The organism is Iodobacter fluviatilis, assembly GCF_900451195.1.
Classification (GTDB): Bacteria; Pseudomonadota; Gammaproteobacteria; order Burkholderiales; family Chitinibacteraceae; genus Iodobacter; species Iodobacter fluviatilis.
This window is the reverse complement of the sequence record NZ_UGHR01000004.1, coordinates 545,090-558,807: the sequence shown is the minus strand read 5'-3', so window position 1 is coordinate 558,807 and position 13,718 is coordinate 545,090. Positions and strand designations below refer to the sequence as shown.

The 13,718-nt window shown below is 49.7% G+C and carries 9 protein-coding genes; 7 read left to right on the top strand and 2 right to left on the bottom strand.

Annotation, left to right across the window (positions count from 1 at the left end; translation table 11 throughout):
• Positions 1–167 precede the first annotated feature (167 nt).
• The 7 genes from DYD62_RS21270 (at position 168) to DYD62_RS21240 (ending at position 11,469) form a co-directional block, all read left to right on the top strand.
• The gene (locus DYD62_RS21270) at positions 168–2,702 is read left to right on the top strand and encodes a CHASE2 domain-containing serine/threonine-protein kinase (protein WP_115229911.1); all 2,535 of its coding nucleotides are present in this window, start codon (positions 168–170) and stop codon (positions 2,700–2,702) included.
• Positions 2,695–3,525 carry a Stp1/IreP family PP2C-type Ser/Thr phosphatase gene (locus DYD62_RS21265; RefSeq protein ID WP_207916519.1) on the top strand — a complete coding sequence of 277 codons (831 nt, stop codon included), beginning with the start codon at positions 2,695–2,697 and terminating at the stop codon, positions 3,523–3,525. Before DYD62_RS21270 ends, DYD62_RS21265 begins: the two co-directional genes overlap by 8 nt.
• Before the next feature lie 79 nt (positions 3,526–3,604).
• Positions 3,605–4,333 (top strand): FHA domain-containing protein, encoded by a 729-nt coding sequence (locus tag DYD62_RS21260; RefSeq protein WP_115229910.1) that lies wholly within the window; start codon positions 3,605–3,607, stop codon positions 4,331–4,333.
• Between the two features lie 2 nt (positions 4,334–4,335).
• A complete protein-coding gene (locus DYD62_RS21255; RefSeq protein WP_115229909.1) occupies positions 4,336–6,552 on the top strand; it encodes a CHASE2 domain-containing protein in 2,217 nt (738 codons plus the stop codon).
• Between the two features lie 11 nt (positions 6,553–6,563).
• Positions 6,564–7,328: an MBL fold metallo-hydrolase gene (locus DYD62_RS21250; protein ID WP_115229908.1), complete on the top strand. Its 765-nt coding sequence runs from the start codon at positions 6,564–6,566 to the stop codon at positions 7,326–7,328.
• Between the two features lie 76 nt (positions 7,329–7,404).
• The gene (locus DYD62_RS21245) at positions 7,405–9,744 is read left to right on the top strand and encodes a GspE/PulE family protein (RefSeq protein ID WP_115229907.1); all 2,340 of its coding nucleotides are present in this window, start codon (positions 7,405–7,407) and stop codon (positions 9,742–9,744) included.
• A 135-nt stretch (positions 9,745–9,879) separates the two neighbouring features.
• On the top strand, positions 9,880–11,469 hold the full coding sequence (locus tag DYD62_RS21240; RefSeq protein WP_115229906.1) for an HD family phosphohydrolase: 1,590 nt from the start codon (positions 9,880–9,882) through the stop codon (positions 11,467–11,469).
• A gap of 64 nt (positions 11,470–11,533) precedes the next feature.
• On the opposite strand, the gene DYD62_RS21235 is transcribed toward DYD62_RS21240, so the two are convergent.
• Both DYD62_RS21235 and DYD62_RS21230 read right to left on the bottom strand, forming a co-directional pair.
• Positions 11,534–13,108 (bottom strand): cyclic-di-GMP receptor FimW-related protein, encoded by a 1,575-nt coding sequence (locus DYD62_RS21235; RefSeq protein ID WP_115229905.1) that lies wholly within the window; start codon positions 13,106–13,108, stop codon positions 11,534–11,536.
• Positions 13,105–13,521: an HIT family protein gene (locus DYD62_RS21230; protein WP_115229904.1), complete on the bottom strand. Its 417-nt coding sequence runs from the start codon at positions 13,519–13,521 to the stop codon at positions 13,105–13,107. Before DYD62_RS21230 ends, DYD62_RS21235 begins: the two co-directional genes overlap by 4 nt.
• Positions 13,522–13,718: the final 197 nt, after the last annotated feature.

Sequence of the window (13,718 nt, the reverse complement as noted above, 5' to 3'; positions counted from 1 at the left end):
TAAAAAAACCTGATAAAACTAGGCAAAGGTAAGCCACTGCGCCCGCCTGCTTGCAAAAAACTTATTGGCAAGACAAGGCAATAAATAGCTTCTTCTACTAAATTGAGGAAATGCCGACAGATTAAACAGATGCCCAGCATGCAACACCTTTCTATATCGACCACGCCATGAAAGCAGCCTTCTTAAAAAAAGACGGGGTAATCGGTGTCGCCGTGCTGCTGGTTTATCTGGCTACTTTGCTGTTTACCTCTTTGATATCCAGCCTAGAGCAGCGCGCTTACGATGCAGGGGTAAAGCTGACTTCCCGCAATATTGATGCGCGGATTGCCGTCATCGCCATTGATCAGACCAGTATCGACAATATCGGGCGCTGGCCTTGGTCGCGTGAGATTCATGCTCAGCTGATTGATAAGTTGGCCGGCGCAGGAGCCAAAGTCATTGCCACAAGCGTGTTCTTTACTGAGCCCCAGCAAGACAGGGGCCTTGTGTATATCGAAAAACTGTATCGCCTGTATAAAGAAGACGCCTCAGCCCCCAATAGCGTGACATGGGCAGCGATGGGTTCAGTCTTTAACGAAGCGGTCGTTAAACTCAATGTGGATCAGCAACTGGCAAGCAGTGTGGCTAAGGCGGGCAATGTCATCCTGCCCATGCTGTTTGAATTAGGCGAGGCACAGGGCGAGCCAGATAAACCGCTCCAGCCTGCCGTCAGAAAATGGGAGCTGGAAGCCACAGGCAACCCCACTAATGGCTGGCCCACTTCGGCCAGAGGTGCAACTCAGCCTTTGGGTATGATTGCCGCCAGTGCGGCAGGGATTGGCAGCGAAAGTATTGTGCCGGATGACGATGGCGTAGTGCGCAGCATTCCGCTGGCAGTGCGTTATTTCGATCAGATTTATCCCACCTTCCCGCTGGTAGCTGCGGCCAGAAGCCTGAACCTTGGCCCTAAGCAAATTAAACTCAATCTCGGCGAATCAATCAGCCTTGCCAATGTAAAACTGCCTGTCAGCGCCGATGCGACTTTTCGCCCTTATTTCTACCCTAACCAAAATGGCAAGCCCGCCTTTCCTGTTGATTCTTTTTACGATGTACAGGCAGGGAAAATCCCGCTGGATAAATACAAAGGCAAAATTGTACTAATTGGTGCAACCGCACTGGGCATCGGCTCATCCTTAGTCACGCCCATTTCCCCCAATGAAGTCCCCGTGATTATTGCGGCCCACACCTTATCCAGCCTGCTGCAACAACATTATTTTGTATCCCCTGCATGGAGTCCTCTGTTTTCACTGGCGCTGGCGCTGCTGATTACCCTTTATCTTTGCCTGCTGCTACCCCGGCTCAAAGCGGGCCCGGCGGCCATGCTGACCAGTGCGCTCTTTTTGCTGCTTTTAATCAGCCACTTTGTGCTGATGAGCCAATCCATGTTGTGGATTCATTTAATGGGGCCAGCCAGCTTATTACTGCTCGGCCATGGTTTGCTCACCACCAAGCGTTATTTAATCAGCGAGCAAAAAGAAGAAAAATCGACTGCAGAATCTGCCGAATCCAACCGGATGCTGGGCATGGCTTTTCAGGGGCAGGGCCAGCTAGATATGGCGTTTGAAAAGTTGTCCAAAGTGCCTTTAGACGATGGGATGATGGGGGTTTTATATAACCTGGCGCTGGATTTTGAAAGAAAGCGGCAATTCAACAAGGCCGAAGCGGTTTACCAGTATATGGCAGGCCACAATCCCAAATACCGAGATCTGGAAGCCAAATTAAAACGTGCCCATCAGATGTCAGAAACCGTGATGCTGGGCGGTAGCTCAGGCGGCGGCGTCAATGGCAGCATGCTGCTGGAAGACGGCAGCGTAGAAAAACCCATGCTGGGGCGCTATCAGGTCGAAAAAGAACTGGGCAAGGGAGCGATGGGCATCGTTTACCTTGGCAAAGACCCCAAAATTGGCCGCGATGTGGCGATCAAAACCATGTCGCTCTCGCAAGAGTTTGAAGCTGATCAGCTGGATGATGCACGGCAGCGTTTTTTCCGGGAGGCCGAAACAGCCGGGCGGCTCAATCATCCCAATATCGTCACTATTTTTGATGCGGGAGAAGAGCACGACCTCTGTTATATCGCCATGGAATTTCTCAAAGGCAAGGATTTACTGGCCTATACCAAGGTGGACCATTTATTGCCATTGCTAGATTGTGCAAGTATTGTCAGGCAGGTTGCAGAGGCACTGCAGTATGCCCATGTGCAACACGTAGTCCACCGCGATATCAAGCCCGCCAATATTATGTATGAGCCCACCGAAAAAATCGTAAAAGTGACCGATTTTGGTATCGCTAGGATTACTGATTCAAGTAAAACCCGCACCGGCATGGTTTTGGGAACACCGTCTTATATGTCGCCCGAGCAGCTTTCGGGCAAAAAAATAGATGGCCGCTCTGATTTATTTTCATTGGGGGTCATGCTTTACCAGCTCAGTACCGGCAGTCTGCCTTTCACCGGAGAATCGATGGCTGAACTAATGTACAAAATAGCCAATGATGCACCGCAAGACCCCCGGCTGATAAACCCTCAATTACCACCCATGCTCGCCGCCATTATTATGAAAGCCTTACAAAAAGACGAAACCACCCGCTTCCAGACTGGCGCACACTTTGCGGCCGCGATGGCTAAGCTTGAAGCCGGATTACGCACAAGAGAAGCTAATGCTTAACCTCTCACAAGCGCTGGAAATGGCAGGCTTAACCGATTCCGGCCTGCATCGCGATCATAATGAAGACACCATTCACTTTAATGCTGAAAAAGGCCTTGTGGTGCTGGCCGACGGGATGGGTGGCTATAACGCCGGAGAAGTAGCCAGCGGAATCGCCGTAGAAATGGTGTGCCATGTGGTGCATGACGCAATGCAATCCAACTTTCCCCTGCACTTGCAAAGGCCAGACAGCCTTTGGCCCGCAGCACATGATGTGCTGATGGCGGCGGTGCATTATGCCAATCAGTCTATTTACGGCACGGCACAAAGCCAGCCGCAGTGTGCCGGAATGGGCACCACTCTGGTTTGTGCACTGTTTTATGATTCACGCCTTGCCGTTGCCCATGTGGGCGATTCCAGGCTCTATCGCCTACGGGGAGAAGAATTCACCCAGCTCACAAGAGATCACTCTTTTTTACAAGAACAAATAGACAGCGGCATCATTACAGCAGAAGACGCACGGCACTCCACATATAAAAACTTAGTCACCCGCGCGGTAGGAATAGAGAGTGGCGTACAGGCCGAATTACACGAGCATGCAGTATTGCCCGGCGATATTTATTTATTTTGCTCAGATGGCCTCAGCGATATGGCAGATGATGGCGATATTGCAGACACAATTACGGCTTTTAGCAGCAATATAGCGCTTGGCAGCAGGCAATTGATCCAGCTTGCCAACGATATGGGGGGAAAAGACAATATCTCTGCCATATTAGTAAGAGTAAAAGAAGCGTTCCCGGCCAATACTGGTTTGTGGTCAAAAATGAGTGCCTGGTTTACTTAGTCAGATTCTGTTTTAAGAGCGCTGCATTTATAAAAATGGCTCACTAAACAGGTCTTTTATCCAAGAAGAGAAACAAATTATGGCCAAAATCGTTCTTAGTCTGGACGGCGTTTTAATTAAAGAAATCAAGCTCAATAAAGAGCGGTTCACCATTGGCCGCCGTCCGAGCAATGATTTACAAATAGATAATCTTGCCGTATCCGGAGAGCACGCCGTATTAATCATGCAAGGCTCAAATGTACTGATTGAAGATTTAAACAGCACCAATGGCACTAAAGTAAATCATCAAGATATTCAAAAAGAGCGGCTGAAAGAAGGTGATGAGATTTTAGTAGGCAAACATATTCTGCGTTTTTACAGCGAAAAGCCAACAGAGAACACCGACTTTGAAAAAACCATGATGATGGGCCGCCCGCCTGTCATGGCGAAACCCGTGCCACCGCCCGCCCCGCCTGTTGCTGCAGATACCCCCGCTCCTGTGGCCCAAGCAATAGCGGACCATCCTTCGCCCGCTGCAGCCCCCCAGCCCGATTCGCTGATTCAGCAGCTGGGTGTCATTAAAGTACTCTCTGGAGCCAATACCGGCAAAGAGCTGGAGCTCAATAAAAAGCTCACAACACTTGGCAAAACAGGCGTGCAAGTGGCGGTCATTACAAAGCGGCCACAAGGCTATTTCCTGACCCACGTAGAAGGCGCACACCATCCCACGGTCAATAAAAAAGAGATTGGTGTACACGCTCATTTACTGCAAGAAAAAGACATCATCGAGCTCTTGGGCATCGAGATGACTTTCTTTTATCGCAGCTAAAAATGAAAGCCAGCTTCCGCAAACACTGGCCACAAGTATTACTCGGTGCACTGCTGCTGCTGCTGGCCCTGATGCACGTCCTTGGCACTCCCCGCCTTCCCACCCTCAGCCAGATAGATGTTTATCTTTACGATGTACGGTTAAGGCTGGGAATGCCCGGTGGCGTTGATTCAAGGATTGTGATTGTTGATATTGATGAAAAAAGTCTGGGCGAGCTTGGCCGCTGGCCATGGCGGCGTGATCATCTGGCAAAGCTGATCGATCAGTTATTCGATCACTATCAGATTAAAACCGTCGGCTTTGACGTGGTTTTTGCCGAGCCAGATGAAAGCTCCGGCCTTCCTGTTTTACGCAGAATGGCGGCCAATGAATTAAGCACAAACACCGCCTTTAAAAACGAATTAAACCGGCTAACCCCCGAGCTAGACACCGATGCGCGCTTTGCAAAAGCCCTGAATAACCGCTCTGTCATCACAGGCTTTTATTTTAGTAATGAAGCCAAAGCCGTTTCCAGCGGCGCCCTTCCCCCTGCCATTCTGAAAGCAAGCGATTTAGCCCCTGTCTCTAAGCAAATTGTGGGAGGGAAAAACTATGGCGGCAATTTACCCGGCTTGCAGCAAGCAGCTGGGCATGGCGGCCATTTTGTGCCCATTCTGGATAGTGATGGCATTGCCAGGCGCGTGTCATTAGTCGTAAAAATTGGCGAAGATTATTATCCTGCCCTCGGTTTAGCGCTCGCCAGAATGGCATTGGGCCAGGAAGCGTTCTCCCCAGTGATTGAAGAAAGTACTGAAGGTGTTTACGCACTGGAAGCATTTCGCTTAGGCAACCGGCGTTTGCCCGTGAATGAAAACGGCTGGGCGCTGATCCCCTTTAAAGGCCCGCAGGGAAGTTTTCCCTATGTTTCAGCAGCAGATGTTATTTCTGGAAAAGTAAGCCCTGAAATACTTAAAGATAAAATTGTTTTACTCGGCACCACGGCACCAGGCTTAAAAGACTTACGCGCAACCCCGGTAGGCGAATCTTATGCAGGGGTTGAGATTCATGCCAACTTGATTGCCGCGATTCTGGATCAGTCACTGCCCCAGCACCCCGGCTATTTATTTGGCGCGGAATTTTTGCTGCTGCTAATTTTGGGCCCACTGCTGATTTGGGTGCTGATCCGCTTCTCGCCACTTTTTGCCAGTGTATTTTGCCTGCTACTGATGCTTTTTCTGACTGCAGGCAATATAGCGCTCTGGCACTACGCCCATCTTGATATGCCGATGGCCGCATCTTTAATGATCATTGTTGGCCTCTACACCCTGAATATGGCCTATGGCTATTTCTTTGAAAGCCGCCGTAAACGCCAGCTCACCCAATTATTCGGCCAGTACGTTGTGCCTGAGCTGGTTGAACGTATGAGCGAAGATCCCGAGAAATACACAATGGAAGGCCAGAACCGCCCTCTTACCGTGTTATTTACCGATGTAAGAAGCTTTACCAAAATATCCGAAGGCATGCCAGCAGATGAGTTAAGCCGTTTTATGAATGAGTTTCTGACCGAAATCTCGACGGTGATCAGGCATCAGCACTTGGGAACCATTGATAAATACATCGGCGATTGCGTGATGGCCTTTTGGGGTGCCCCGGTTTTTGATCCCGATCACGCCCAGAATGCAGTACTGGCCTCTTTAGAGATTCAGGAAGCGATTCATCAGCTCAACCCCAAGCTGGCCGCACGCAACTGGCCTGCTATTTCTGTTGGCGTGGGCGTCAATACCGGCAATGTCACGGTAGGTGATATGGGATCGCAATTCCGGATGAATTACACCGTTATGGGCGATGCCGTTAATCTGGCATCTAGGGTAGAGAGCTTAACCAAATATTACGGGGTGAGTATTTTGGTAAGTGAAAACACCCGAAACGCCGCCCCAAACCTGGTTTACCGTGAAATAGACCGGGTACGCGTGATGGGCAAAACAGAGGCCGTTACCCTTTACGAGCCTCTGCCGCTTACCCGCCATGATGAAGCCGCCCTTATCCTCTTTCATGAAAGCCTCAAACTCTATCGTAAACAAGAGTGGGATCTGGCCGAAATGCAGCTGCTTAATCTGCAGAAAATAACAGCAGAAAACGAACATCATCTTTACAGTGTTTACTTAGAAAGAATCCAGAATTTCAGGCGTAATCCACCAGGTAGTAACTGGGATGGCGTACATCAATTCGACAGCAAATAGCAGGCTACTCGATGCACTTACGAATACTGGGGTGTAGTGGTGGAATAGGAGGTGCCAACCGCACCACGTCCTTTTTGCTCAATGATTCGATCCTGATCGATGCCGGCACAGGCGTGGGTGATCTGAGCTTTACGGCACTCACCCGTATTGAGCATATTTTTCTGACCCACGCCCATCTTGATCACATCGCCTGCCTGCCCATGCTGGCCGATACGATTTTAGGCAGCCGTAGCGCCCCGCTTACCGTGTATGCCAGTGAAGCCACTTTAGGGGTATTAAAAAAGCATATTTTTAATTGGGCAGTCTGGCCCGACTTTAATCAGATTCCCAGCCGCGAAGCACCTTTTCTGCGCTATGTCACACTCGATACAGGGCAATCTTGCCGGATAGAAGAATGCACCATTACCGCTATTCCTGCAGTTCACACCGTGCCTGCCGTGGGCTATCTGCTGGACAGCGGTAAAAACTCGCTTATTTTCAGCGGTGATTCAGTCTGCAGCCCTGCATTCTGGGACATCGTGAATGCCACTGAAAATCTCAGCCATTTAATTATCGAAACCGCATTCAGCAATCGGGAATACGAGCTGGCCAACGCCGCCAAACATTTTTGCCCGTTCACACTACTGGAGCAGCTCAAGCACCTCAGTCGCCCGTGCCAAGTATTGGTCACCCACCTGAAGCCCGCCGATTCAGAGCTGACCATGCAGGAAATACTGCGGGATAATATGAGCTTAAGCATCAGCAGATTAGAGCAAAACCAGCTGATCCATTTTTAATGCCAGCCCAGCGCATGCCCTATAACACTTTAAACCCTTGACCCTTATCGCCCCAAGCCATCCGTGAGTCATCATCATGAGTCAAAAAGACAGCGCCTTACGCTTTATGCATGAGCTTCAAAGCCTGACGAACCGCATTCATGCAACACGGCATATTGATGAGATTTTGCTGGAGATCAGCGGCGAAGCGTGCGCGGTTTTTGGCGCAGAACGCCTGACTATTTATGTGGCTAATGACACGGGCAACGAAATTATTTCCAGGGTTAAAACGGGGCTGGAAGGCTTTAAAGAGCTGCGGATCCCGGTGAATGATCGCAGCGTGGCCGGCTTTGTTGCCAATCATAAGCAGCTGGTTAATATCCGCGATGTCTACAACACCGAAGAGCTGACCAAATACAGCCCCACCCTGCAGTTTTTACAAGCCGTGGATAAACAAACCGGCTTTCATGCCAGAGAAATGCTGGCTGCACCTTTATTATCCGAAAACGATGGCACGCTGATTGGCGTAGTGCAGCTCATCAATAATAAGCAGCAGCACCCCTTTGAAAGCCAGACCGAAGATGGCATTCGCTTACTGGCAAAAACACTCGCCATTGCTTTACAACAAAGGCAACAACAGCCTTTTCCCTTTTCGCCCCAGCATAAGTATGGCGGGCTAGTTGCCGCCAATGTGATGACCCAGGCTGCACTTCAGGTAGCACTGCGTGAAAGCCACCGCGATAAAATCGATTTAGAAACATTACTCAGCGAAAAATATCAGGTGCCACTTGCGGCCCTTGGGCAATCGCTAGCGGGCTATTTTGGCGTGGCTTATGAAGCCTTTAAACCTGAAAGAGTAAAACCCTTAGATTTACTCAAACATATCAAACGGGAATACGCAGCAGAAAACGGATGGCTGCCTGTTGATGAGGAAAAAGAAGGCATTATTATCCTCACCACCGATCCAGAGCGTATTCGTGCCAGCCATACTGTTGCCCATGTGTTTCCCAATAAAAAAGCCATTTACCGGGTAAGCACCCGAGCTGAATTCCAAAAAACCCTGGATCTGTTTTTTGGCGAACAAAGTTTTGATAATAATATCGATGCCCTTCTTTCCACGATGGATGATGAAGACGCCGCCGAGCCTGTTTCACCCGAAGAAATCTCTGCGGCACAGGATAATGAGCTGGTCAAACTCGTCAATCAGATTATTGTTGAAGCCTATAAAACCGGCGTTTCCGATATCCATATCGAGCCCTCCCCCGGCAACGAAAAAACCCGTATCCGCTTTCGCCGCGATGGCTCTTTAGTGGCCTACAAAGAAGTGCCTGCCTCTTACCGCAACCCACTGGTCACGCGCATTAAAATCATGTGCGATCTGGATATCTCAGAAAAACGCAAACCCCAAGATGGCAAAATCAAGTTTAAAAAATATGTGCCCGGCTACGATATCGAGCTGCGCGTTGCAACCATTCCCACCCAGGGCGGTGTTGAAGATGTGGTGATGCGGATTCTGGCCTCGGGCGAACCCTTGCCGCTAGATAAACTGGCGCTATCAGAGCGCACCATCAGCAACCTGAAATCAGTGATCGCCAAACCCTATGGCCTGTTTTTTGTTTGCGGGCCAACCGGCTCGGGTAAAACCACCACCCTGCACTCGATTCTTAAGCACCTCAATACCCCCGATACCAAGATATGGACCGCAGAAGACCCAGTAGAAATCACCCAAAAAGGGTTGCGACAGGTTCAGGTTAATAATAAAGCTGGCCTGACTTTTGCCACCATTATGAAAGCCTTTTTGCGCGCCGACCCCGACATCATTATGGTGGGAGAAATGCGTGATAAAGAAACCACCAGCACAGGGATTGAAGCCTCGCTCACCGGGCATCTGGTGCTGGCCACCCTGCATACCAACAGCGCACCAGAATCAATTATCCGGCTGCTGGATATGGGCATGGATCCCTTTAACTTTGCAGATGCCCTGCTCGGCATTCTGGCGCAGCGCCTCGCTAAAAGACTATGTAAATGCAAAGAAGCCTATGAACCAGAAGAGGCAGAAATCAAGTCCATGCTAAAAGAATACAGCGAAGAACTAAAGCAAACGACCGACTGGCAGAAGAACCCCGAGCAGGCATCAGAGACCGTATATAAAGATTGGGTCACATCGTTTGCTAATAAAGAAGGGCAATTTACGCTTTACCGCGCCAAGGGCTGCGATGCTTGTAATAACACCGGCTATAAAGGCCGTTTAGGCCTGCATGAACTCTTAGTGGGCAGCGATAAAGTAAAAAAACAAATCCAAGAACATGCACGCGTCGCTGAGCTGCTCGCCACCGCACTGGAAGAAGGAATGCGGACTTTAAAGCAAGATGGCATCGAAAAAGTACTGCAAGGTCTGACCGATATGGCCCAGATTCGCAGCGTTTGTATCAAGTAAACCATCAATATATTCCGAGCAGCGGCCAAGCTAAACAAGAGCAAAAACACAAGCCGCCATCAGAATGGATTTGAATAATTAAATCGCAGCAGTTTGCGTTCAATTTGCTTTGCACGGACCCAACAGAGAAGCAATATGCTTAGCCACGATATCCTTCATGATCGTTTAGAGCAGCTTAATGCAATCGGGATTTCCCTCTCCTGCGAAAACCATATCGATAAACTGATGGAGACCATCCTGATTGCGGCCAAGCATCTGGTTAACGCCGATGCAGGTACGCTTTATCTGGTGAAAGAAGGGGCTTTGTACTTTGAAATTGTCATTACCGAATCACTGGGCATTGCCATGGGAGGCACCACAGGCCATCCCACCAACCTGCCCCCTGTGATGCTGCGCCACACCGATGGCACGCCCAACCTGAACAATGTGGTGGCCTGCGCGGTAAATAAAGACATCACCATTAATATTGAGGATGCCTATACCGCCGAAGGCTACGATTTTTCTGGCACCAAGCGTTTTGACGCCAGCGTGGGCTATCGATCCAAATCTTTTCTCACAGTGCCGATGAAAAACCACGAGCGGGAAATCATTGGCGTATTGCAGCTGATTAACGCCAAAGACGAGCACGGCGAGCTAAGTTATTTTGACGAAGACAGCCAGAGCATGGCCGAATCGCTTGCTTCACAAGCCGCAATTGCACTGACCAACCGGCGCCTGATCCACCAGCTGGAAGAGTTGTTTGAATCCTTTATCAATTTAATCAACTTGGCCATTGACGATAAATCACCCTATACCGGCGGCCATTGCCAGCGCGTTCCTGCTTTAACCATCATGATTGCAGAAGCCGTTAATAACGCCAATTACGGCAGCATGGCCGGTTTTACCATGGATAACCGCGATCGCTACGAATTAAAAATAGCGGGCCTGCTTCACGATTGCGGCAAAATCACGACTCCGGTGCATGTGGTAGACAAGGCTACTAAATTACAAACTATTTTTGATCGGATTCATTTAATTGATGCCCGCTTTGAAGTGCTCAAACGCGATGCAGAAATTGATTTTTTGCGCGGCAAATGCACTGAAACCGAATGGGAAACTCGCCAGGCGCAAATCGAATCAGACAGAACTTTTTTAAGGCACGCCAATACGGGCGGTGAATTTATGCCGGATAGCGCCTGTGATCGGGTAAAAGCCATTGCCCAGCAAAGCTGGCTTAGCCCGGATGGCATCATCAGCCCGTTTTTATCCGCAGAAGAAATAGAAAACCTGTCTATTGCCAAAGGCACACTCACCAGTGCCGAGCGCCAGATTATTAATCACCATATTGAAGTCACCATCGAAATGCTGGAATCCCTGCCATGGCCCAAGCATTTAAAAAACGTCGCCGAATTTGCCGGTGGCCACCATGAAAGAATGGACGGCAAAGGCTATCCGCGCGGCCTAACTAAAAACCAAATGAGTATTCAGGCCCGCATCATGGGCATCGCCGACGTATTTGAAGCCCTCACCGCGCGCGATCGCCCCTATAAAGACGGCATGAAGATATCCCAATCCCTCACCATCCTCGCCCGCATGGCAAAAGATCAACATATCGATGTGGATTTATTTGAAATCTTCGTCAAAGAAAAAGTATGGAAAAACTACGCCGAATTATTCTTGGGGCCATCGCAAATTGATGAAGTAGATGAAGAGAAATTATTGAGGATTGCCACTGGCAAAGATTAATCGATATATACAAAATACATAAAAAAACGGCCAGCAATTTGCTGGCCGTTTTTTTATCTGGTTTTCACAGTTTTTGCTCTGCAAAATGCACACGTTCAAAGTTGCTGCCGTATTCCAGAATGCTAATAAATTTTACTTTGATCATTCGTTCTCCATTCCATAGCTCGCACTGGCGGCCAGCTCTGAACCAGCCATTGGGCAGGAGCAGTGTTTGCGGGGCTTTCAGGGCGGGCATGGCGGGCAGCCAAACAATATTTGTGTATTCAGGTGTTGCCCTAGCGGGCTCGCAAGGCCGGATGGCGGCGGCTTTAGGCAGGCCCGGTAACAAGACTAGGCCCAGATGCAGATTGCCTTCGCTTTCTTCCAGCCAGCGCACCACGCCTGCTAAATAGCGGGCAGATGACTTCACCACCATCAGCTGATTCAGGCTGATACGCTCGCCCTGTGCAGCTGCACGGCTTAAGCGCAGGCCTTGAGCCGTTTCATTCACCACATCCCATAGCTCGATCGGTGGCAAAGGCTGCGGCTCATTACTTTGCCGTGATGGCGATAAATCACCAAAGAGGTGAATATTGATTAAATCACGGCTGCCTACTTTTACAGATTCTTCTGGCGGCGGGGTGTAATTGCCGTCAACCACATAACGATGCTGCGCGGGCAAAGCTAGGATCAGCGGCACGGTGCGTGGCTTAAGCTCGCGTGGTGCGCGCTCAGTGCCATGCTCGCACCAAAGCCGGTAAAGATCAGACAAAATATCCAGCGTTGCCTGCAGGCCCAGCTCGTTCCCCAAGCCCAGTTTTTCTGGTAATTCGCCCTGGCGAAGCAATTTAATACGTTTAGATAAAACCTGCGCCAATGCCAAGGTATCAATCTCGCGGATATCCGGCCCTTCTTTGGGCTGACCAAAACGCTGCGGGCTGCCAGGCTCTGCCAGATCAATCTGCAAAGGGGTTTTGCCCGGCAGTGCTGGCGCTTTAGGCGCAAGCTGGCTGCGCGTTGAAAATAGCTCCAGCATTTGGTCTATCCACAACAAACGCCGCAAGGTGTGCTGATTAGAATTGGCCGCAGAAAGCAGCAAGGTGTGGATAAAGACCGCTTGCACCGTGGTTAAATCCCCGACACTGAGCAGGCTATCTTTCACTTTTTTATCTGTAATCGCCAATTGCTCGGCATGCTGATAAAAACTGAATATTTTTACCCAAATTGCATCGGGTACTTTTCGCCCGACCATATAGTAGCAACGCACCACAAAACCCATACAGCGTACGGCACGCTCAGCAAGCAGGGGCAGAAACTCAAAGATGGGCGAATCATCGGCCTGGGCGTCTGTCCAGCAGCGGGCGTAGGCATCAGCCATGGCCTCCCACAGCTTACTGGCAGCCTGCCACTGTGCCTGCTCTGAATGACTCAGAGGCAGTGGCTTTGCGGCATATTCATGCGTTAAAGCAAACTGCACATCATGCACAGAGCTGCGTAAGATTTCTAATGATTTAAGCGCCTCCAGCGGGGCCATATTGCCTTCGGCCAGCGTTTCCATTGCGCCGCATAATTCTGCATGCGCCACGCGGGTATTCATCAGCGGCAATAAAATCAGCCAGTCTTTGGTGCTGCGTGCGTCGGTAAAAGGAACTTGGCTCATCGTTGTATGGCCTGCAAAGCGATTCTGAGCGCTAATAATTGTTTAGCAGATACTTTCGTTTCAGCATCCGGCTTAACGGCTTCTGCCCAAATGGGTGCAGGGAAATGTCTATCTTCTTTAAAGCGGGGAATAACATGCCAGTGCAAATGCGGCACCATATTACCCAAGCTGGCTAAATTAACTTTATCAGGCTGCAATGTGCTGCGTATGGCTGATTCCACAACAAAAACCAGCTGCATTAATCTTTGCCTGTCTTCGGCATTTAAATCACTGAATTCCGCCGTATGCTGTTTAAGGATAACGCGGCAAAAACCCGGATATCCCGCCTCATCAGCCAACACAACACGACAAAAATCATCCTGCCAGAGAATTTCTCCGCCGCTGTCAGAGCACAGTACACAATCTGAATTCATTACATTATTCCTGTTGATTTGCATCATTATAGGCTGAGCATTCGCCCAAATAAGCTGATGCTATTCTAACGCCGCCCCCCGGCTGCCGCTATCGGTAGCAACCATAACCTTACACCGTGAAAAATACATTTTATTTGGCACAGAATGTAACAAATCGCTCCCGCTCAGGCCGCCCAAAGTATTCAGAATCTCAGTAC